We start from the raw sequence: 21,744 nt of genomic DNA on the forward strand, positions 1-21,744 counted from the left end.
GTCATGGGTATGAGCCCCACGCCCCCCGTGCGCCGTCTACGCCCCCGGCTGCCCCGGAAGGTGTTCTCCCAGCTCCTGTTGATGCAGCTGGCGATCGCCGCGGGGGTCGCGGTGCTCGCGACCGGGCTCTTCCTGGCGCCGCTGAGCAAGCAGCTGGACCAGGAGGCGATGCGCAGGGCGCTGGCGATCGCCCAGACCACGGCGCAGGACCCGCAGATCGCCGAGGGGGTGCTGACCACCCGTCCCAGTGTGACCGGACCGGTGCAGCAGGAGGCGGAGCGGATCCGGAAGGCCACCCACGCCGAGTACATCGTGGTGATGGACCGGGGCGGATTCCGCTGGTCGCACACCACGCCCTCGGAGATCGGCCGCCATGTCTCGACCGACCCCAAGGAGGCGCTGGCCGGCAAGGAGGTCATGCAGATCGACAACGGCACCCTGGGCCGCTCCGCACGCGGCAAGGTTCCGTTGTACGACTCGAAGCACCGGATCATCGGGGCGGTCTCGGTCGGCATCGCCTACGACAGCGTGCGGGCGCGCCTGCTCAGCACGATCCCCGGGCTGTTCGCCTACGCCGGCGGCGCCCTCGCGGCCGGCGCGCTGGCCGCCTGGCTGATCTCCCGGAGGGTCCAGCGGCAGACCCGCGACCTGGCCTTCTCCGACATCTCGGCGCTGCTCGCGGAGCGCGAGGCGATGCTGCACGGCATCCGGGAGGGCGTCGTCGCGCTCGACCGCGGCGGCCGTGTCCGCCTGTTGAACGACGAGGCGCGGCGGCTCCTGGGCATCGGCGACGAGGCGATCGGCCGCTCCCCCGACGAGGCGCTCGGCGCCGGCCGTACCACCGACGTCCTGGCCGGCCGGGTGACCGGCACCGACCTGCTCACCGTGCGCGGGCAGCGGGTCCTGGTCGCCAACCGCATGCCCACCGACGACGGCGGCGCGGTGGCCACCCTGCGCGACCGCACCGAGCTGGAGCAGCTCGGCCGCGAACTCGACTCCACGCGCGGTCTGATCGACGCCCTGCGCGCCCAGGACCACGAGCACGCCAACCGCATGCACACCCTGCTCGGGCTGCTGGAACTGGAGATGTTCGACGACGCCGTGGAGTTCGTCGGCGAGGTGGTCGGCGACCACCGGGCCACCGCCGAGCAGGTCACGGAGAAGATCCAGGACCCGCTGCTGGCCGCCCTGCTGGTCGGCAAGGCGACCGTCGCGGCCGAACGCGGCGTCGCCCTGTGGGTGTCGGACCGCACCTGGCTCCCGGACCGGCTGATCGACCCCAGGGGACTGGTCACGATCGTGGGCAACCTGGTGGACAACGCACTGGACGCGGTCGCGGGTACGCCGCACGCGCGCGTGGAGGTGGAGTTGTGCGCGGAGGGCCGCGCGATCGTCCTCGGGGTGCGTGACACGGGACCCGGGATCCCGGTGGAACAGCGGGAGCTGGTCTTCTCGGACGGCTGGTCCACCAAGAAGCCGCCCGCACACGGCAAGCGCGGCATCGGGCTCTCCCTGGTGCGCCGGCTCGCCGAACGGCAGGGCGGCAGCGCGACCGTGGGCGAACCGGAGGGCGGGGGCGCGCAGTTCACGGTCGTGCTCCCCGAGGCGCTGACCGAGCCGGAGCTGGAGCCGGCGCTCACCCCGGCCGAGGAGGAGGCACGATGATCGAGGTCCTGGTCGTGGACGACGACACCCGGGTCGCCCGGGTCAACGCCGCCTACGTCGAGAAGGTGCCCGGCTTCCATGTGGCCGGGAAGGCGCACAACGCGGCCGAGGCCCTGCACCGGCTGGAGACCCTGCCCCGCCTCGACCTCGTCCTGATGGACCACTATCTGCCGGACGACACGGGCCTCGCGGTGGTCCAGGAGATGCGCCGGCGCGGCCACCAGACCGACGTGATCATGGTGACGGCGGCCCGGGACGTGTCGACCGTGCAGGCGGCGATGCGCCACGGTGCCCTGCAGTACATGGTCAAGCCGTTCGCGTTCGCGGGGCTGCGCGCCAAGCTGGAGGCGTACGCGCAGTTGCGGCGCACCCTGGACGGCGGCGGCGAGGCCGAACAGGCCGAGGTGGACCGCATCTTCGGCGCCCTGTCCGCGCCGTCCGAACCGGGGCTGCCCAAGGGGCACTCCCCCAGCACCGCCGAACTGGTGCGCCAGTCCCTGATGAGCGCCGAGGGGCCGCTGTCGGCCCAGGAGATCGCCGAGCGGACGGGGGTGAGCCGCCAGACCGCCCAGCGCTACCTCAAGCTCCTGGAACGCACCGGGCGGGCCCGGCTGACCCTCAAGTACGGCGACGCGGGCCGCCCCGAACACCGTTACGTGTGGGCGACCCGCGGCTGAGGCCGTTACTTCGCGGCCTCGACGAACTCCGTGGTGTACGTCTTGCTCAGGTCGACATCGGCGTTCTGGATGTTCGTGTTGAACGCCTTGAGCACCTTCTCCACGGTCTCCGGGCCGTTCTCGGGCATCACTCCGTCGTCGGTGAACATCGGCAGCGTGCTCTTGATGGACTGCGTGTAGAGGGCCTTGTCGCCCTGGGCGTAGTCGGCGGGCATCTTGGCCGCGATCTCGGCGGCGCTGTGCGTGGACATCCACTTGAGCGTCTTGACGAATGCATTGACCAGCTTCTGGACGGTGTCCTTGTGACCGTTGACCCAGTCCGTCTGCATGTACAGGCTCGACGACGGGTACGGCCCGCCGAGCGCCTTCTGGGATCCCTCCGGCGTCCGCATGTCCACCAGGACCTTGCCCGCCTTCTTGTCCAGGATCGTCGCGACGGTCGGGTCGGTCGTCATGCCGCCGTCGATGGAGCCCTGCTGGAGGGCCGAGATGAAGGTCGCGCCCGCGCCGACGGCGACCGGCGAGAAGTCGCTGACCTTCACCCCGTTCTTGACGGCGAGGTACTTGGTGAGGAAGTCGGTCGACGACCCGAGGCTGGTGATGCCGAGCTTCTTGCCCTTGAAGTCCTTCGGCGAGGTGATGTCGCCGGCCGCCCTGGTGGAGACGACCTCCACCTCACCGGGAGCGCGCGAGAACTGCACGACGGACTCCACGGCCTTGCCCTTGGTCTGGAGGTCCAGCGTGTGGTCGTAGAAGCCGACCGTGCCCTGCACCTGTCCGGCGACGAGCGCCGTCTCGGCCTGGACGCCGGCCGGCTCGGTCAGCAGTTCCACGTTCAGGCCCTCGGCGTCGAAGTAGCCGAGCCGCTGAGTGAGCATCGCGGGCAGGTAGATGACCTTGTCCAGGCCACCGACCATGATCTTGACCTTCGTGCCCTTGCCGTCGCTCTTGCCGCCGGAGCCGGTGGAGGCGGTGCTCGCCGCGTCGTTGGCGCAGGCGGTGAGGGAGGAGAGGGCGAGCAGGCCGGCGGCGGCCAGGGTGCTGTATCTGGCGGACTTGCGCATGCGGTTCACGTCCTTGTGAGAGGGCGGTGCGGGGTGGAGTGGAAGGAGGGGGTCAGCTGTCGGAGTCCGACGGCTTCCACCGGAAGATGCGGCGTTCGGCGAAGGTGAGCAGCCCTTCGGCGGCGAGCGCGACGACGGCGAGGATGACCATCGCGGCATACACACCGGCCGCGTTGAAGGTGCCCTGCGACTGCGCGACGAGCAGGCCGATGCCCTTGGTGGCGCCGATGTACTCGCCGACGATGGCGCCGATCAGGGCGAAACCGAAGCTGACGTGGAGGCTCGTGAAGATCCACGAGGTGGCCGACGGGATGACGACCTGGAGGGTCACCCTGCGGTCGCTCGCGCCGAGGATCCGGGCGTTGGCGACCAGGTTGCGGTCGACCTCGCGGGCGCCCTGGAAGGCGTTGAAGAACACCGGGAAGAACACCAGCACGACGGCCGAGGCGACCTTGGAGGACGCGCCGAGCCCGAACCAGATCACGAAGATGGGGGCGAGCACGATCCTGGGGATCGAGTTGAGCACCTTGATGTAGGGACCGAGGACGTCGGCCAGGAAGGCGATCCGCCCGAGGGCGATGCCGAAGACCACACCGGCGATGACCCCGATGACCCAGCCGAGCAGCGCCTCGTAGAGCGTGTACCAGATCTGCTCGCCCAGGGAGCCGAGCGCGGTGCCGTGGGTCACCCAGGTCCAGATCTGGTCCCAGATCTTCGACGGCATCGAGAAGTTGAACGGGTCGATGACCTCGGCCCGGGACAGGACCTCCCACAGGCCGAGGACTGCCACCAGGAGCAGCACGCGCACGGCGAACACGATCGCCTTGCGTCTGCGGGCGGCCTGGGCCCTGGACCGGGCGCGGTCCGGGCTGGTCTTCACCGCGTCGGCGACGGGTGTGCTGAGGACCTCAGGCGACATTGGCGGCACCCCTCTCACGGGTGATGCGGACCTCTTCGCCGAGGGACTCCCAGATCTCGCGGTAGATCTCGATGAACCGCGGCTCCAGACGCACCGACTCGACCTTGCGGGGGCGGGGCAGGTCGATCTCGAAGACCTGCTTCACCGTCGCGGGCCCGGCGGTCATGACGACGACCTTGTCGGCGAGTGCGATGGACTCCTCCAGGTCGTGGGTGACGAACACGACGGAGGCGCCGGTGCCCTCCCACAGCTCGAGGAGTTCGTCCGACATCAGGGCCCTGGTCTGCACGTCGAGCGCGGAGAACGGCTCGTCCATGAGCAGGATCTCGGGGTCGTTGACGAAGGTCGCGGCGAGCGCCACGCGCTTGCGCTGGCCGCCGGAGAGCTGGTGCGGATAGCGGTCCTCGAAGGCGGCGAGACCGACCCGGGCCAGCCAGGCGCGGGCCTTCTCCTTCGCCTCCGCCTTGGGCACGCCCCGGAAGCGGGGCCCGGCCATCACGTTGGAGAGCACGGTCCGCCACGGGAAGGTGGCGTCCTGCTGGAAGACGAAGCCGACCTTGTCGCCGACGCCGGCGACCGGCTCACCGGCCACCAGCACCTCGCCCTCGCTGGGCTCCTCCAGCCCGCTGACCAGGGTCAGGGTGGTGGACTTGCCACAACCCGTCGGCCCTACGACGGCCACGAACTCACCACGCCCCACGGTGAGGTCGAGGTCGCGGACAGCCGTGTGCAGACCCCCCGACGGGGTCTTGAAGATCTTGCTGGCGCCCCGCAGCTCGATGGCGGGGCTGGTGTCTGCGCTCATGGGCCGGGACGGTAGGTGTGCCCCGGACCACGACAGCAGTCTTCTGGGCGCAAGCCGTTCTTTTGCTCGCAAGCATCTGTTGTGCTCTTTTTGCTCGCGCTACAACTGCGCAGACGAAACACGGGCTTAACGCTCGCCGGCCTTGAAGGAGAGGCCTGATGATTGACGTCCTGGTGGTCGACGACGACTTCCGCGTCGCTGAGATAAACGCCAAGTACGTGGGGAAGGTTCCCGGCTTCCGGGTGGCCGCCCGCGCGCACAGCGCCACCCAGGCCCTGGCGGCCGTGAACCGCGGCACCATCGACCTGGTCCTGCTGGACCACTACCTGCCGGACGAGACCGGCCTCGACCTCGTCCACCGCATGCGGGAACAGGGCCACGGCACCGACGTCATCATGATCACAGCGGCCAGCGACGTGACCACCGTCCAGAAGGCGATGCGCCTGGGCGCCCTCCACTACCTGGTCAAACCGTTCACCTTCGCCGCCCTGCGGACCCGCCTGGACTCCTACGCGGCCCTGCGCCGCACCGTCGACCGGGTCGGCGGCCGGGGACTGACGGGCCAGGAACAGGTCGACCGGATCTTCGGCGCCCTGCGCACCTCACCCGCGCCGTCCGCGCCCGGCCTGCCCAGCGGCCACTCCGAGCCCACCACGGACCTCATCTGCGGCGTCCTGCACCGCGCCGACCATCCGCTCTCCGCCCACGAGGTCGCCGCCGAGACCGGCCTCAGCCGCTCCACCGCCCAGCGCTACCTCCGCCACCTGGAACAGGCCGGCCGCCTCCGCCTCTCCCTCAAGTACGGCGACACCGGCCGCCCGGAGCACCGCTACGCCTGGGTGGCGCCGTAGCCGCGGCGGAAGCGCTCTACACGGCCCCCGCTCCGGTCAGCGACCGCACCTCGGTCTCCGCGTGCCTGGCCTCGTCCGCAACCTCGTCCGAGGTGACCGTGCCGAGCCAGCCGGCCAGGAAGCCGAGCGGGACCGAGACGATCCCCGGGTTCTGCAACGGGAAGTACTGGAAGTCCACCCCGGGGAACAGCGCGCCCGGGCTGCCGGACACCACCGGGGACAGCACGACCAGCCCCAACGCGGGCACCAGCCCGCCGTATACGGCCCACACCGCACCGCGTGTCGTGAAGTTCCGCCAGAACAGCGAGTAGAGCAGCACCGGCAGGTTCGCCGAGGCCGCCACCGCGAAGGCGAGCCCCACGAGGAAGGCGACGTTCATGTCACGGGCCAGCAGGCCGAGGGCGATCGCCACGACACCGATGCCGACGGCCGCCGTGCGCGCCACCCCGACCTCGCTGCGCTGCCTTGCGTGCGGTCTGCGCAGGGAGGCGTAGAGATCGTGGGCGACGGACGCCGAGGAGGCGAGGGTGATCCCCGCGACCACGGCGAGGATCGTCGCGAAGGCGACGGCGGCGACCACCGCGAACAGAACCGCTCCACCTGTGGAGCCCACGCCGCCGCCCAGGTCGAGCGCCAGCAGCGGAACCGCCGTGTTCCCCGACTCGTTCGACGCCCGCACCGCGTCCGGCCCGACCAGGGCCGCCGCCCCGAAGCCGAGCACGATCGCCATCAGGTAGAAGCCTCCGATCAGGCCGATCGACCAGACCACCGAACGCCGCGCCGCCCGCGCGGTCGGCACCGTGTAGAAGCGGGACAGGATGTGCGGCAGGCCCGCCGTGCCCAGCACCAGCGCCAGCCCCAGGCTGATGAAGTCCAGCCGCGCGCTCCAGCTCCCGCCGTACCTGAGTCCCGGAACCAGGAACGCCTTCCCGTGCCCACTGCGCTCGGCCGCCGTGAGCAGCAGCCGGTCGATGTCGCCGTGGAAGCGCAGCAGCACCAGCACGGTCAGCACCACCGTCCCGCTCAGCAGCAGGACCGCCTTCACGATCTGGATCCACGTGGTGGCCCGCATCCCGCCGAGTGACACATAGATCACCATCAGCGCGCCGACCCCGATGACCGTCCACGCCTGCGCCGCCTCGCTGGTCCGCCCGAGCAGCAGCGCGACCAGACTGCCCGCCCCCACCATTTGCGCCACCAAATAGAGAACGGACACGGTGACCGACGACGTTCCCACCGCGATCCGCACCGGCCGCTCGCCCATTCGCGCCGCGATCACGTCGGCCAGGGTGAACCGCCCGCAGTTGCGCACCAGTTCCGCCACGAGGAACAGCACGACTAGCCACGCCACCAGGAACCCGACCACATACAGCAGCCCGTCGTAGCCGAACAGCGCGATCAGCCCGGTCACTCCGAGGAAGGACGCCGCCGACATGTAGTCGCCCGCGATGGCAAAACCATTCTCCATCGGGGAGAAGAGCCGCCCGCCCGCGTAGAACTCCTCCGCCGAACCGTGCCGCCTCCGGCTCACCCATGTCGTGATCCCGAGCGTCACGGCGACGAACGCGCTGAACAGCAGCAGCGCCAGCGTCTGGTGCCGGTCCGTCATGACGCGTCACCCCGGGCACCCCGGGCAAGCTCCTGGGTGTCCCAGCGCAGCTCCAGCGCCGCGCGGTCCCTGCGCAATCGCGCGTGCCGGGCGTAGGCCCAGGTGAGCAGGAACGTGGTGAGGAACTGCCCGAGCCCCGCCACCATCGCCACGTTCACCGCTCCGGCGACGGGCCGCGCCATCAGCCCGGGCGCCGTCGTCGCGGTCACCACGTACCCCACGTACCAGGTGAGAAAGACGGCGACCCCCGGCATCACGAACCTCCGGTAGCGGCTGCGCACCTCCTGGAAGGCCGTGCTGCGCTGCACCTCCAGATAGACGTCACGGGCGCGAACAGCCGCCCCGTCCCGCTCCGTTCGCGCGCCGGGAACGGCCGACGCCGGCTCCCCGGTGCCGGCCGGCTCTCCCCAGCCGGAGGCCAGTGCGTCGTACCAGGGGTCCTCGTACCTGACTTCTCGAGAGGCCGTGCCGTACTCGCCCTGGTCCTCGTGCCGCCCGGCCGAACTCTCGGAGCCGCCCCCACCGTCGCGGTGACGCCCGTTGCTTGACTGCATGCCCAAGGATGGACAGATCGGGAAGATCCCCGACTCTTCTTCCCCGGCCTCTTCACCCCATCAGGTGACTCAATCCGCTGGTGGCCGCACCAGTCCCTTCCCGTAGGCGTAACGCACTGCCTGGGCGCGGTCCTTGAGCCCCGTCTTGGCGAACAGGTTGTTGATGTGTGTCTTCACGGTCGCGGTGGAGACGTGCAGCTTCCGGGCGATCTCCTGGTTGGTGAACCCCTCCGCGATCAGTACGAGGACCTCGGTCTCCCGCGCGGTCAGCCCGTCGGGCGCCTCGGTCGCGGCGGGCGCCGGTTCAGGCTGTGACAGCCGCTCCAGCAGCCGCCGCTGAATGCTCGGCGACAGTCCCGCGTCTCCCGACAGCACACTCTCCACGGCTCGCACGATCTCGTCGCCGCCCGCGTCCTTGGTCAGGTAACCACGGGCGCCCGCCCGCAGCGCCGGGAAGAGCGACTCGTCGTCCGCGAACGTGGTCAGCACCACCACCTGGGTCCCGGGGTACTCCGACCGGATCCGCCGGGTCGCCTCCACGCCGTCACAGCGCGGCATCCTCAGGTCCATCAACACCACGTCCGGGGAGAGTTCGGCGACCAGCCGGACCGCCTCCTCCCCGTCTCCCGCCGCTCCGACGACCTCCACGCCGGGCAGCAGCCCGAGGAGCATCACGATCCCCTCCCTGACCACTGTCTGGTCGTCGGCGACCACGACCCGTGCGGGCTTCTTCTCCCCCTCCGTCTCCGTCATACGGGCACCCTCAACCTCACCTCGAACCCCTCGTCGTCACGCCCTGCCTCCAGCGACCCGCCCAGCAGCTCGGCCCGCTCCCGCATACCCAGCAGACCGTACCCGCCACCGGCACCGCTGAGCTCGCCGGGACGACCGCCCGAGTCCCGTACCTTCAGCGCCACTTCGTGCTCGCTGTAGTCCAGCCGCACCTGGACCTTGGCGCCGTGGGCGTGCTTGCGCACGTTCGTCAACGCCTCCTGGGCGACGCGTCGCACGGTCTGCGACGCCTCCGCGGGCAGAGATCTGCGTTCGCCCGTCACGGTGACCTCGGCACCGTCGGTCGAGCCGACGAGTTCGGTCAGGAAGTCCTCCAGGGGGGTGAGCTCACCACGCAGGGCGGACAGGGCCTGGCGGGTCTCGGCGAGTCCGTCGCGGGCCATTCCCCGGGCGGCCACCACCCGTTCGAGGATCTGCTCCCGGTCGGCTCCGCGCTCGATCAGCAACCGTGCGGCCTCCAGGTGCACCATCTGGGCCGAGAGGCTGTGGGCCAGCACGTCGTGGATCTCCCGTGCGATCCTGGCCCGCTCCGCCAGCGCCGCCGACTCGGCCTCGGCCGCTCTCGCGGCCCGCTCCTGGGCGAGCAGCCGCTGGGCGCTGCCCCGGGCCTCGGCGTCGAGTCGCAGGACATAGCCGGCGAGAGCCATTCCCACGACGGTGGCCGCGGTGGTCAGCCATACGTCGTTGTTGAACGCGGAGTACGAGGCCAGACCCACCGAAGCCACGGGCAGAGCGATCGCGACCGGCAGCCGCTCCAGCGCAGAGATGCCGCAGCCGCACCAGATCACGAGGGCCGGTCCCCGGAAGCCGGTGGTCTCCGCCAGGACCGCGATGCTCAGGAGGACGGTGATGAGCGCCAGGGAGGGCACGAGCCGGTGGGCATAGGTGGTCCGGAAGAATCCCCAGGAGACCACGGCGGTCACGACAACCCCCGCCACCGCCGCGGCGATGCCCCAGCCGTGGACGTGTGACTGGTTGAAGGCACTCCACAGCAGCAGAGCGAGGACGAGCAGTCTCACAGCCCAGGCGAGGGCGCGCCGAGGCTGGGAGAGCCCCTGCCGGCTCAGCGCCTCTCGTGAGGGCCAGCGTGTCCAGGCGTTCTCCGTCACACGCCTTCCTTCCTGGTGACCCGCGCCATGCCGTCACCGTACGCCCGGGCGGGACCGCTCGCGGAGGCGGCGGAGGGGAGCGACTGCGCGCGCCAGACGAGGATGCCGGCCCGGACCAGCAGGGTGAGCGCCAGTCCGAGCATGAGGGCCGCGCTGTTCTGATGGACGCCGACGACGGCTCCGAGAGCGTAGAGACCGATGCGCAGGGCTATGCCGCCGAACCAGACGAATGCGCTGGCCTTGGTGCTCTTGGTCCACACGACGCCGTCGGCTTCCGCCCACACCCGGGTGGTCCAGGCCCAGGCGGCGCCCATCACCAGTCCCACCAGCAATTCCGTGCCGAGCAGGAGGACGGAGGCGGTGCGGTGGTGGGTGTCGAGCATGCCGGGTTCGCGCAGTGCGACGACCGCGAGGATCACGGGCACCAGCCACCAGCGCCTGCCTGTGTCGATCGGGCGGGCGCGGAACTGGCGAGCGATCACCACGACGACGACGGCCACGATCAGCAAAGCGTTGACGAGCCCGGACATCAGAGCCTCCGTGAGCGGGAAGGGGCGGTGCCGGGAGCGGGAGCTGCCGACACCTTCGACGCTACGGAAACGCGCAGATCAGCAGATCGGAGCGGGGGTGGATCACGGGTGGATTCCAGCGAGCGGGATCCCTCCACCCCCGGGTGGAGAACCCCCACGCGGGGCTGCACGGGCGGCCTACGGGCCGCGGACGAGCCGACGGGCGCGGACGAGCCGACGGGGCGGTTGGCCCGACGGGCCGCGGATGGATACGGAAGGCCGACGGCGGGATTCTCCGGAGCGTTCGGCGGGCAGCCGACAAGCCGCTCTCGGAAACGACGGGCCGGAGCTCCGCAGGATGACCGGCGGGCACGCCGCCGCAGCGGCCGCCGGACGCCTCACACCTCAGCCGGCCCGACACCTCCGCAGGGCATTCGGCGGGCATCCCAGCAGGCACCCACCCAGTGCAAACCACCGCTCGGCCCCCGGCCGGGCGGCCGACGCCGGCGCCCTTGCCGGACAGACCGGGCCGGACAGCGGTACACCCGCCGCCCGGCCCGGCCTACCGGGCCCCGGCCCGTCGGCCGCCTCTGCGGCTGTGGCCCGGCGCAGCGGCTACGCGTCGATCCGCGACCGGTCCAGCGTCGCCGCCGAGCCGGAGATGAACTCCTTGCGGGGAGCCACGTCGTTGCCCATCAGCAGGTCGAAGACCTGTTCGGCCGCCTCCAGGTCGGAGAGGTTGATGCGGCGCAGGGTGCGGTGGCGCGGGTCCATCGTCGTCTCGGCCAGCTGGTCGGCGTCCATCTCTCCGAGACCCTTGTAGCGCTGGATGGAGTCCTTGTACCGGACGCCCTTGCTCTGGAACTCCATGAGCTTGTCGCGCAGCTCGCGGTCCGAGTACGTGTACACGTACTTGTCCTGGCCCTTCTTGGGCTGGACGATCTCGATGCGGTGCAGCGGCGGCACCGCGGCGAAGACCCGGCCGGCCTCGACCATGGGACGCATGTACCGCTGGAACAGCGTCAGCAGCAGGCAGCGGATGTGCGAGCCGTCGACGTCGGCGTCGGTCATCATGATGATCTTGCCGTAGCGGGCCGCGTCGATGTCGAAGGTGCGGCCGGAGCCCGCCCCTATGACCTGGATGATCGCCCCGCACTCGGCGTTCTTCAGCATGTCCGTCACCGAGGACCGCTGGACGTTGAGGATCTTGCCGCGGATCGGCAGCAGGGCCTGGAACTCGGAGTTCCGGGCGAGCTTCGCCGTACCGAGCGCGGAGTCGCCCTCGACGATGAACAGCTCGCTGCGCTCGACGTCGTCACTGCGGCAGTCGGCGAGCTTGGCGGGCAGGGACGAGGACTCCAGGGCCGTCTTGCGGCGCTGGGCGTCCTTGTGCTGGCGGGCCGCGATGCGGGTCCGCGCGGCGGCGACCACCTTCTCCATGACCACGCGGGCCTGGGCGGCGGCGTCGCGCTTGGTGGAGGTGAGGAACGCCTTCAGTTCCTTGGTGATCACGCTGTTCACGATCCGGCGGGCCGCCGAGGTGCCGAGGACCTCCTTGGTCTGGCCCTCGAACTGCGGCTCGGCGAGCCGGACGGTGACGACGGCCGTGAGGCCCTCCAGGGCGTCGTCCTTGACGATGTCGTCCTCGGCGACGCGCAGCAGCTTCTTGGCGCGCAACGCCTCGTTGAGGGTTTCACGGACGGCCTGCTCGAAGCCGGCCACGTGGGTGCCGCCCTTGGGCGTGGCGATGATGTTGACGAACGACCTCAGGGTCTGGTCGTAACCGGTGCCCCAGCGCAGCGCCACGTCGACGCCGAGCTCCCGGGTGACCTCGGTGGGGGTCATCTGGCCGTGCTCGTCCAGGACCGGGACGGTCTCCTTGAAGGTGCCCTGTCCGGAGAAGCGGAGGACGTCGCAGACCGGCTTGTCGGTGGCCAGGTACTCGCAGAACTCGCTGATGCCGCCGTCGAAGCGGAACGACTCCTCGCCCTTGCTGCCACCCTCGCCGAGACCGTACTCGTCACGGACGACGATGGTCAGGCCGGGCACCAGGAACGCGGTCTGGCGGGCGCGCTGGTGGAGCGTGTCCAGGGAGAGCTTCGCGTCCTTGAGGAAGATCTGGCGGTCGGCCCAGTAGCGCACGCGCGTGCCACTGCGGGTCTTGGGCACCCTCTTGGTCTTGCGCAGCCCGCTCCCGGCCTCGAACTTGCCGTCCGGGCCGGCACCGGTGAAGGCTCCCGGCACGCCACGGCGGAAGCTGATGGCGTGCACACTGCCGCCACGGTCGACCTCGACGTCGAGACGCGCGGAGAGCGCGTTCACCACGGAGGCACCGACGCCGTGCAGACCGCCGGAGGCCGCGTAGGAGCCGCCGCCGAACTTGCCGCCGGCGTGCAGCTTGGTCATCACGACCTCGACGCCGGACAGGCCGGTCTTGGGCTCCACGTCCACGGGGATGCCGCGGCCGTTGTCCCGGACCTCGACGGAGCCGTCGTCGTGGAGGATGACGTCGATGTGGTCGCAGTACCCGCCGAGGGCCTCGTCCACGGCGTTGTCGATGATCTCCCACAGGCAGTGCATCAGACCGCGGCTGTCGGTCGAGCCGATGTACATGCCGGGGCGCTTGCGCACGGCTTCGAGGCCCTCAAGGACGAGCAGGTGCCGCGCGGTGTAGTTGGAGCCGTCCCGGTCTGCTCCTGCCAGCAGCGCTGTGGACGGCACGGACGTATCGGCGGTCACGCGGTTCGCTCCTCGCTGAATTTCAATGGAGCCCCTTTGGGGTAAGGGGCCGGCTTCGGTCGCCGCTCAGAGGGTACCGAGGCCTGGTAGAGCCGTTGTAACGCCACCCTCGTCATGAACTCACACTAGTCCAGGGTCGTATGCGTGTTCGATCCCTCGATGGAGTGAAGTACATATCACGTTCCCTTCGAGGCATGAACCATTTAGGCTCCGGGCACGTCCTCACAAACAACCGGCAACCCGGCCGGGAGGATGAGACCGATGATCCGCGCGAACCCGTAAGCACCTAAGACGACGCAATACGGCACATTCGCCGCCAACCGGCAGCAGACGGCCACCTCGAAAGATTTTTTTCGAGGAGAAGCCCCGAGCGGGAACGTTTTCGGGCTGGTTGGATGTTGACCCTGGTACGACAGCTCGTCGAGCTAGAGAAGAGGCGACGTGACTACTGTTCTGACCCCCGCGAGCCACCTGACGGCCGCCGATCGCTGCGACCGCTGCGGCGCCCAGGCATACCTGCGCGTCGTGCTGCTCAGCGGCGGAGAACTGCTCTTCTGCGCCCACCACGGTCGCAAGTTCGAGCCGGAACTCAAGAAGATCGCCGCTGAGATACAGGACGAGACGGAACGGCTGACCTCCGTTCAGGCCACCGCCTCCGAAGATGAGCGCTGACCTCTCGCATCCACGACGAGCCAGCTCCGGCACAGGCCGGTGAAGGGCGGCCGCTTCTCAGGGAGTGGCCGCCCTCGTCGTATCCGCGCAAAGGCCTTCAGGAGGCTTTGTGCGGCCCTCGCGAGCCACTGAGGGCACCCCTGGGAGCAAGCGCCCGTACGACCTCCGAGACGCGCGTGTAGACGCCGGGACTCCCCGGGCGCCCGCAGCCGCTCCCCCACGACACGAGCCCGATCAGCTTCCCCTTGGCGACCAGCGGCCCTCCGCTGTCGCCCTGGCAGGCGTCCGGGCCGCCCCGGGTCTCGCCCGCACACACCATCGAGTCCGACCGGTAGGTGCCGTCGGGGCCGCCGGGATAGGCCCGTTCACACGTCTCGTCGGGCAGCACATGGAGCCGCGCCGCGTACAGGCGGCGCGAGTAGTCGCCGCCACCCGTGATGTCGCCCCATCCCGAGACCAGGGCGCTGGTGCCCGGCGTGTAGGCGGTGTCCCCCCGAGGGGCCATCGCGATGACCGCGCGGGCCGGCAGGGGCTCGGCGAGGGTGAGCACGGCGAAGTCACCGGTGTTCGCGTCGGGGTCGTAGGCCGGATTGACCCGGGCGGTGGTCACGGGGATCTCCTGGCCCTGCGTCGCGAGCAGATCCGTGCGGCCCGCGATGACCTTGAGGTCGCGGACCGGGTCGGACGGCCCGCCGATGACCTCGTCGGCCAGGCAGTGGGCCGCGGTCAGCACCGTGGTCCGGCCGATCGCCACCCCGCCGCAGAACTGACCGGCCCGCGTACCTCCGAACCGGTCACGGCTGGACAGTGCGACCGTCCACGGGGCCTGGGAGACGTCGACGGGGAAGCCGCCGACCACGACGCTGTCGGCAGTGGCGGGAGCCGTGGTGGCCAGTGGTATGGCCGTGCTGACGGCCGCCAGGATCAGCGGCCGGATCAGGGCCGGGGCAACAGAACGGCGCATGCACGCTCCTCACTCTGGGTGGGACTGGGACACCCAGAGTCATCCAGCGCGCCGCGACCCGCAGCACGAAGGCCCGGCCCCCACGGTGGGAGGCCGGGCCTTCGACGCCGTACGACCGCGACCTAGTCGAGGTAGTCGCGCAGCACCTGGGACCGCGACGGGTGGCGCAGCTTCGACATGGTCTTGGACTCGATCTGGCGGATGCGCTCACGCGTGACGCCGTACACCTTGCCGATCTCGTCGAGGGTCTTCGGCTGACCGTCGGTGAGACCGAACCGCATGGACACGACGCCGGCCTCGCGCTCGGACAGGGTGTCCAGCACCGAGTGCAGCTGCTCCTGGAGGAGCGTGAAGCTGACGGCGTCGGCGGGGACGACGGCCTCGGAGTCCTCGATGAGGTCGCCGAACTCGCTGTCGCCGTCCTCGCCCAGCGGGGTGTGCAGGGAGATGGGCTCACGGCCGTACTTCTGGACCTCGATGACCTTCTCCGGGGTCATGTCGAGTTCCTTGGCCAGCTCCTCCGGGGTGGGTTCGCGGCCCAGGTCCTGGAGCATCTGGCGCTGCACGCGCGCGAGCTTGTTGATGACCTCGACCATGTGTACCGGGATACGGATGGTGCGGGCCTGGTCGGCCATGGCGCGGGTGATCGCCTGGCGGATCCACCAGGTGGCGTACGTGGAGAACTTGTAGCCCTTGGTGTAGTCGAACTTCTCGACCGCGCGGATCAGACCGAGGTTGCCTTCCTGGATGAGGTCCAGGAAGAGCATGCCGCGGCCGGTGTAGCGCTTGGCCAGGGAGACCACCAGACGGAGGTTGGCCTCCAGGAGGTGGTTCTTGGCGCGGCGGCCGTCCTCGGCGATGATCTCCAGCTCGCGCTTGAGCTTGGGGGCCAGTTTGTCGGCGTTGGCCAGCTTGTCCTCGGCGAACAGTCCGGCCTCGATGCGCTTGGCGAGCTCGACCTCCTGCTCGGCGTTGAGCAGGGGGACCTTGCCGATCTGCTTGAGGTAGTCCTTGACCGGGTCGGCGGTGGCACCGGCCGCGGCGACCTGCTGCGCCGGCGCGTCGTCCTCGTCCTCGTCGGACAGGACGAAGCCCGCGCTCTCGGTGCCCTCGGGCTCCTCGCCGCCCGCCTTGACCTCCTCGAGAACCTCGTCCTCGAGAATCTCGGCGTCGTCCTTCTTGGTGGTCTTCTTGGCCACCGTCTTCTTGGCGGCGGCGGTCGCGGTCTTCTTCGCGGCCGCCTTCTTTGCGGTGGGGGCGGCCTTCTTGGCAACGGCCTTCTTCACGGGCCCCGCCTCCTCGGCCGGGTCGTCGGCGACGGCGGGCGCCACGGCGGGGGCGGCCGTGGCGGTGGCCTTCCTGGTGGTCACCGTCTTCGCCGCGACCGTCTTGGTGGCGGTGCGCTTGGCCGGACTCTTCGCTGCGACGCTCTTACGGGTGCGCTTGGGCTCCGCGGCACTGACCATCAGCGTCACACCCTCTTCCTCAAGGATCTGGTTGAGGCTGCGCAGTACGTTCTTCCACTGAGTGGCCGGAATCTGGTCAGCTTCGAAGGCCCGACGCACATCGTCGCCGGCGATCTGCCCCTCAGCCTTTCCCCGCTCAATGAGAGCCATGACAGAGACGGACTCGGCGATCTCCGGCGGGAGCGTACGGGATGTGCTGGCCGACACGAACAACCTCTCGGAACGTTGGAAAACGGCTTCCGGCCCCGTCCGGGACGGACTGGAGCCGACCGCCGGCTTGGGGATGGGCCGACGGCGCGGGCGGGGGCCGGGAAGATGCACAGCGCCATGAATGGCGTCCGTATTCCCTCCGCGGCTGTCACCTCTTAGGTCATCGCGTTGTTCGCTAGAGCGTTACGCCCAACCTACGTGGCCCGAGTCACACCCCGTAAGCGCTCAAAAACGGTCAGACATGGGCAGAGGTTGTCGTTGATGATCTCTCCGGCCGTTCGGACCACCACGGAGCCTGGCATACGGCCGCCGCGCAGCCCGTCGTACGACCGCTGCGGAACCTGTCGCGCGACCGGTCACCGTGCACCGCGTCGGCCCCGCCGTACCGCGGGGCCCCGCCGGAGCCCTGAGGGATCCGGCGGGGCCCGGCGGCGGCCGGCGGAAACGGGTTCCCGGACCGACGGCGCCCCGAGAACGCGGCACTGACCGAGCACACCGGTCTCGACGCGGGTCAGTGCTCGCGCGGGGCGGGCACCACGCGCTCCACCTCGGGGTGGACGGTCAGCAGCTGACGCATGGCCGACTCGGCCGCGGTGCCGTCGCCGGTGCCGAGCGCGTCGACGATCCGCGCGTGCTGGGCCAGGGACGTGTCGTTCGGCCGCTCACAGCCGGTGACCGGGCCGCCGGACACCTGGAGGGCCGCTGACACGATGCCGGAGAGGTGTTCCAGCATGCGGTTGCCGGCGATCTGGATGAGCAGCGAGTGGAACTCGGCGTCGGCACGCGAGAAGGTCAGCGCGTCACCCTGTGCCATGGCGTGGCTCATGATCTCGACCATGTCGCACAGCCGCTGCTGGACGTCCTCGCGCCCGTGCCCGGCGGCGAGGCGGGCAGCGAGCGGCTCGATCGTCCAGCGCAGCTCGCTGAGCTCGCGGCGCTGGTCGTCGCGCTGCGGCCCGAAGGCCCGCCATTCGATGATGTCCGGGTCGAGGAGGTTCCAGTCACTGACGGGACGCACCCTGGTGCCGACGTTCGGGCGGGCGCTGACGAGGCCCTTGGCCTCGAGGACCCGGAGGGACTCACGGACGACGGTGCGGGAGACCTCGAAACGCTGGCCGATCTCCTCGGGGACCAGGGGACGGTCCGCGCCCAGGTCGCCGGAGACGATCATCTGACCCAGCTGTTGGACGAGTTGACCGTGCAGTCCGCGGCCGCGGCTGCCCGCGGTACGCCGGCCCACACGGCCCAGCTCCGGATCCGCGCCCTCCCAGGCGGGCGTGCCGACCCGATCGGTGACGGGGACCTCCGCATAGGGATAGCGGTCGAGTTCGCCCGGGCCGACCAGACCAGAGTCTGCGGAGCGGGCGGCGGTCATCATGGTGTGCGCAAGGGTACTCACGGATCCTTTGTCGGCGCTGCCTCCAACTCCCTTGAGGTCTTTGGTGAAAAGCACACGAAAGGGTGATCGCTCACCCCATCGCAATTGACGCCTTATCGGAAAGAAATGGCCGTTCTGCGGGGAGTTGTGCGCACGACGGGATCGCAAGCGCCCGGTCCGCGGTCATCGGGCCCTGGTCCGCAGGGTGCTGAACAGATACGCGCAGACCAGCGCCACCAGCGACAACGCCAGTGCACCGCCCACAGGTTGGGCCAGCACCCGGGCCGCTCCGACCAGATAGCGCTCTCCCCCGAAGGGCCACTTCAGCAGGAACATCTCCCGCATCCGCATCGGGAATGCGGCGGCCATCCGTACGCCCGTCCCCTGCACGGCCCGGTGTACTACGGGCACGACGAGCACGGGTACGGCGAGGACCGCGGCGAGACCGGCCGTGGTGGAGCGGAAGACACCGGCCGCCAGTACGCCGGCCCAGGCACAGCCGACGATCAGTGCGAACCAACTCGCGGTCAGTGAGATCCAGTCGGCGGGAACCTGTGCGAGTTCCCGACCGTAGACGAGGTAGAGCACTTCGGCGTCACAGCCCATGGTGAGGAACGAGAGCAGCACCGCGGTCGCACCGGAGACCAGCAGCTTCGCGGTGAGCAGCCCCAGTCTGCGCGGCACGGTGCCGCGGTCCGACGCCAGCGCGGGGTGGCGGAACTCGTCTCCGAAGGCCAGTGCCCCGAGCAGTCCCGCGCCGAGCGCGGCCGGTGGCAGCGGCAGCTCCCGCGGCCACGCCGCGAACAGCCGGGCCTGCGGGGTGTGTCCCGCCCGGGCCAGCAGTAGGGCGGTGAGGGCGGACACCAGCAGGACGGCGCCGCAGGTGAGGAAGCCGGTGCCGATCCCGGCGGCCCGGCGGAGTTCGTAGCGCAGCGGGCGGAGGGGGCTTGGGGCGTGGCGGACGGAGATGGGAGGCGGGAGCGGAGAGAGAGGGTCCCGCTCGCCGACGGCTCCGTCGCGGCGAGCGGGTCCGATCGCCGCTGGGGTGGATTCCGCGCCGGCTGTCGGGGCCTTGCGGAGTTCCGGCTCCGGGTGCGTGTGCCCGGTGGGCACTCGGCCCGCGGGGGCTTCGGCGGCTCCCGAGTGGGTGGAGGGCCGGGTTGCGGGAGCGTCCGCGGACCCGGCGTGGAACGGCTGCTCTACGCTGACGGCTTCGGCGGACACGGCGTCCGTCGAGAGCTGGGCCGCGGGAGCGTCGGCGGATACCGCGCAGGTCGTGGGCTGGGCTGTGGCGGGTACGGCATGGGCCGACGGCTGGGCGGTCGGGGCCTGGACGGACACCGGGCGGCCCGGCGACTGAGCGGAAGTGGCGGCCGGCGGCTGGGCGGGGACAGCGGGCGCCGTCCTGGTGGACCCGGCATGACCGGAGGGCTCGGCGGAGCCGAGGGTGGCCGACGGCTTGGCGGGCGAGGGAGCGGTCGACGGCTCGGCCGCTGCCGGAGCGGGCGACTCGCCGGGGGGACGCATGCGAGGGGAACGCTCCGTGTCCGGGATCGCAGACCGAGACGTGACGGCCGGGTGGTCGGTGCGGCCGGCGACGGTCGGGTCGTGCTGGGGTTCAGCCGTGTCGCAGGGTTCCGTGGCGGCCGTCGCCCGGCTCCGGCCCGGCTCCTGGTCGGTCGTGCGCGGCTGCTGCGCGAGGCCCGGGGCGGCCGCGGGCTGCGGGCCACCCAGCTCCGTCCTCGGCTGCGGCGCGACCGCAGGCGTGTCCACGTCCTTGCGCCGGTCCGCGTGCGGTGCGTCCTGCCGCCCGGTGGCAGACACCTCCTCGGCCCACTGCGGATACGCCGGCCGGGCACCGTCCACCGCGGCCTGCTCCCCCGCACTCCCGGCACATCGCCGCTCGCACGCCGGCCACCCCTCCTCGGCCGCGGTCGGCTCACCGTGGTCCGGCTCCTGCCACACCGTCTCCGGCGCTGTGCCGGTCTCCCGGCCCGCCCCCGTCGGCGGCTCCGCCCCGGCGCCCGGCCCCATGTCGCCGGTCTCGTCGGCGAGTTGGTGGACCAGAATGCCGTGCCGGAAGGCGGTCTCGCCCACCTCGGCGGTGGAACTGCCGTACACGGATAGGCGGTTGCCGCCTTCCCGGACGACCTCCACCGAGCGGTGGGCGGTGCGGGCCTCCTTGCTGAGGGCGGCGGCGAGCCGGGCGGCGTGGGGGCTGCGGACGGCCACGCGTGGGCGGAGCCGGGTGCGGGCGAACTCGCCGGCCTCCTGGTCCGCGACGAGCCTGCCGGTCTCCAGGGTGACGACCCGGTCGGCGGCACGGGCGGCCTCCTTGGGGTCGGCGGTGGTGAACAGAACCGTGCCGCCCTGCGCCGCGTGCACCCGGAGCATGCGGTGCAGCCAGTGGGCCTCACGGGCGGGGAGGCCGTCCGTGGGTTCGTCCAGGACGAGTGTGTGCGGGTCGGCGAGGAGGGCGCAGGCCAGGCCGAGTCGGCGGTCCACGCCGTGCGACAGCGTGCCGAGGCGTTCCTCGCGCAGGCTGACGAGCCCGACCGCTTCGAGCACTTCGTCGGCGCGCCGGGCCGGCACCCCGGTCGCCGCGCACAGCATGCGCAGATGCCCGCGGACGGAGCGAGACGGATGACCGGGGACGTCACCGAGAACCACGCCGACCTCATGTGCGGGGTGGGCGATGCGGTGCAGGGGACGGCCCCTGAAGTAGGTGAGGCCGCGGCCCTGTTGGAGTTCGAGCATCAGTCTGAGCGTCGTGGTCTTGCCCGCGCCCGCCTCGCCCAGGAGTGCGGTGACGCAGCCCGCGCCCGCTTCGAAGGTCACGTCGTCGACGGCGGGCGGGTGCGCCTTGCGGGGGTTGCTGGTCAGTCCGAAGGCCTGGATCACCTTAGGGAAGATAGCGCGGAATGACCGTTTTTCCGGGTATAGAAGGTTTTAACCCGGCCCGAGTTCGCGCTGTCGGACGGTCACACCTCGGGCCGGAGCATCGGCGGGTTGAGCAGAGTGGCCCCACCAGCCCGGAAAAGCTGGGCCGGGCGACCGCCCTGGCGGGTGGTCGTACCGCCGGTGGGGACGAGGAAGCCTGGGGTTCCGGTCACCTTGCGGTGGAAGTTGCGCGGGTCGAGCGCCACCCCCCACACCGCCTCGTAGACCCGGCGCAGCTCGCCGACCGTGAACTCCGGCGGGCAGAACGCGGTGGCCAGGGACGAATACTCGATCTTGGACCGGGCCCGTTCCACCCCGTCGGACAGAATCTGGGCGTGGTCGAAGGCGAGCGGCGCGACAGGCTCGCCGTCCCGTCCGTAGCCGCCCTGCGCCAGTAGTTCCTCCACCGGTGCCCAGCGCGCGTTGCTGGCGTCGCCGCCCGCGCGCGGTGCGGGGAGGTCGGGGGCGAGGGCGAGGTGGGCGACGCTGACCACGCGCATCCGGGGGTCGCGCTTGGGGTCGCCGTAGGTCGCCAACTGCTCCAGGTGGGCTCCGCCCTCCTGGGCGGGGGCGTCGGGGTCGTGGGCCCGTAGCCCGGTCTCCTCCGCCAGTTCCCGCGCCGCCGCCTGCGAAAGGTCCTCGTCGGCCCTCACGAAGCCGCCCGGCAGCGCCCAGCGTCCCTGGAACGGCGACTCGCCTCTGCGTACCGCCAACGCGCACAGGGCATGTCGGCGCACGGTCAGCACGACCAGGTCCACGGTAACGGCGAACGGCGGAAAGGCTGACGGGTCGTAGGGCATGCGGTGATCATAGTCGTCTGC

Annotated in this window: 18 protein-coding genes; 4 read left to right on the plus strand and 14 right to left on the minus strand. The window is 70.8% G+C overall.

The window, feature by feature from the left end; genetic code table 11:
* The first annotated feature begins 9 nt into the window (after positions 1-9).
* Entirely contained in the window at positions 10-1,665 is a 1,656-nt protein-coding gene (locus tag ACFY6U_RS04845; protein WP_390035075.1) for an ATP-binding protein, read from the plus strand.
* On the plus strand, positions 1,662-2,342 hold the full coding sequence (locus ACFY6U_RS04850; RefSeq protein ID WP_390035076.1) for a response regulator: 681 nt from the start codon (positions 1,662-1,664) through the stop codon (positions 2,340-2,342). The genes ACFY6U_RS04845 and ACFY6U_RS04850 overlap by 4 nt, the downstream gene beginning before the upstream one ends.
* A 5-nt stretch (positions 2,343-2,347) precedes the next feature.
* Here ACFY6U_RS04850 and ACFY6U_RS04855 read toward each other — a convergent pair whose 3' ends face one another.
* The 3 genes from ACFY6U_RS04855 to ACFY6U_RS04865 are packed head-to-tail and all read right to left on the minus strand — an operon-like array spanning position 2,348 to position 5,130.
* Positions 2,348-3,406, minus strand: coding sequence for an ABC transporter substrate-binding protein (locus ACFY6U_RS04855; RefSeq protein WP_390035077.1), 1,059 nt, complete (start codon positions 3,404-3,406; stop codon positions 2,348-2,350).
* Positions 3,407-3,458: 52 nt separating this feature from the next.
* Positions 3,459-4,325, minus strand: a complete 867-nt coding sequence (locus ACFY6U_RS04860) for an ABC transporter permease (RefSeq protein ID WP_390035078.1) — start codon at positions 4,323-4,325, stop codon at positions 3,459-3,461.
* A complete protein-coding gene (locus ACFY6U_RS04865) occupies positions 4,315-5,130 on the minus strand; it encodes an ABC transporter ATP-binding protein (protein ID WP_351484796.1) in 816 nt (271 codons plus the stop codon). The genes ACFY6U_RS04860 and ACFY6U_RS04865 overlap by 11 nt, the downstream gene beginning before the upstream one ends.
* A gap of 158 nt (positions 5,131-5,288) precedes the next feature.
* Between ACFY6U_RS04865 and ACFY6U_RS04870 the strand changes: the two genes are divergently transcribed.
* On the plus strand, positions 5,289-5,981 hold the full coding sequence (locus ACFY6U_RS04870) for a response regulator (protein WP_390035079.1): 693 nt from the start codon (positions 5,289-5,291) through the stop codon (positions 5,979-5,981).
* 16 nt (positions 5,982-5,997) lie between these two features.
* On the opposite strand, the gene ACFY6U_RS04875 is transcribed toward ACFY6U_RS04870, so the two are convergent.
* From ACFY6U_RS04875 to ACFY6U_RS04900, 6 genes are all read right to left on the minus strand, one after another.
* On the minus strand, positions 5,998-7,590 hold the full coding sequence (locus ACFY6U_RS04875; RefSeq protein ID WP_390035080.1) for a cation acetate symporter: 1,593 nt from the start codon (positions 7,588-7,590) through the stop codon (positions 5,998-6,000).
* The gene (locus ACFY6U_RS04880; protein WP_390035081.1) at positions 7,587-8,144 is read right to left on the minus strand and encodes a DUF485 domain-containing protein; all 558 of its coding nucleotides are present in this window, start codon (positions 8,142-8,144) and stop codon (positions 7,587-7,589) included. Before ACFY6U_RS04880 ends, ACFY6U_RS04875 begins: the two co-directional genes overlap by 4 nt.
* 69 nt (positions 8,145-8,213) lie before the next feature.
* Complete coding sequence (locus tag ACFY6U_RS04885) at positions 8,214-8,897, minus strand: response regulator (RefSeq protein ID WP_390035082.1); 684 nt, start codon at positions 8,895-8,897, stop codon at positions 8,214-8,216.
* A complete protein-coding gene (locus ACFY6U_RS04890) occupies positions 8,894-10,045 on the minus strand; it encodes a sensor histidine kinase (protein ID WP_390035083.1) in 1,152 nt (383 codons plus the stop codon). Before ACFY6U_RS04890 ends, ACFY6U_RS04885 begins: the two co-directional genes overlap by 4 nt.
* Positions 10,042-10,575, minus strand: a complete 534-nt coding sequence (locus ACFY6U_RS04895) for a DUF1453 domain-containing protein (RefSeq protein WP_390035084.1) — start codon at positions 10,573-10,575, stop codon at positions 10,042-10,044. The genes ACFY6U_RS04890 and ACFY6U_RS04895 overlap by 4 nt, the downstream gene beginning before the upstream one ends.
* A gap of 594 nt (positions 10,576-11,169) precedes the next feature.
* On the minus strand, positions 11,170-13,293 hold the full coding sequence (locus ACFY6U_RS04900) for a type IIA DNA topoisomerase subunit B (protein WP_390035085.1): 2,124 nt from the start codon (positions 13,291-13,293) through the stop codon (positions 11,170-11,172).
* 441 nt (positions 13,294-13,734) lie between these two features.
* On the opposite strand from ACFY6U_RS04900, the gene ACFY6U_RS04905 reads away from it, so the two are divergent.
* Entirely contained in the window at positions 13,735-13,965 is a 231-nt protein-coding gene (locus ACFY6U_RS04905; protein WP_351484811.1) for a hypothetical protein, read from the plus strand.
* Positions 13,966-14,062: 97 nt separating this feature from the next.
* On the opposite strand, the gene ACFY6U_RS04910 is transcribed toward ACFY6U_RS04905, so the two are convergent.
* The 5 genes from ACFY6U_RS04910 to ACFY6U_RS04930 form a co-directional block, all read right to left on the minus strand.
* The gene (locus ACFY6U_RS04910) at positions 14,063-14,929 is read right to left on the minus strand and encodes a serine protease (RefSeq protein WP_390035086.1); all 867 of its coding nucleotides are present in this window, start codon (positions 14,927-14,929) and stop codon (positions 14,063-14,065) included.
* A gap of 122 nt (positions 14,930-15,051) precedes the next feature.
* Positions 15,052-16,602: an RNA polymerase sigma factor gene (locus ACFY6U_RS04915; protein WP_390035087.1), complete on the minus strand. Its 1,551-nt coding sequence runs from the start codon at positions 16,600-16,602 to the stop codon at positions 15,052-15,054.
* 514 nt (positions 16,603-17,116) lie between these two features.
* Positions 17,117-18,004: a FadR/GntR family transcriptional regulator gene (locus tag ACFY6U_RS04920; RefSeq protein ID WP_390035088.1), complete on the minus strand. Its 888-nt coding sequence runs from the start codon at positions 18,002-18,004 to the stop codon at positions 17,117-17,119.
* 162 nt (positions 18,005-18,166) lie between these two features.
* Positions 18,167-20,884, minus strand: coding sequence for an ATP-binding cassette domain-containing protein (locus ACFY6U_RS04925; protein WP_390035089.1), 2,718 nt, complete (start codon positions 20,882-20,884; stop codon positions 18,167-18,169).
* A gap of 80 nt (positions 20,885-20,964) precedes the next feature.
* Positions 20,965-21,723 (minus strand): NUDIX domain-containing protein, encoded by a 759-nt coding sequence (locus ACFY6U_RS04930; RefSeq protein WP_093498678.1) that lies wholly within the window; start codon positions 21,721-21,723, stop codon positions 20,965-20,967.
* Positions 21,724-21,744 lie beyond the last annotated feature (21 nt).

Source organism: Streptomyces sp. NPDC013157 (assembly GCF_042899865.1).
Taxonomy (GTDB): domain Bacteria; phylum Actinomycetota; class Actinomycetes; order Streptomycetales; family Streptomycetaceae; genus Streptomyces.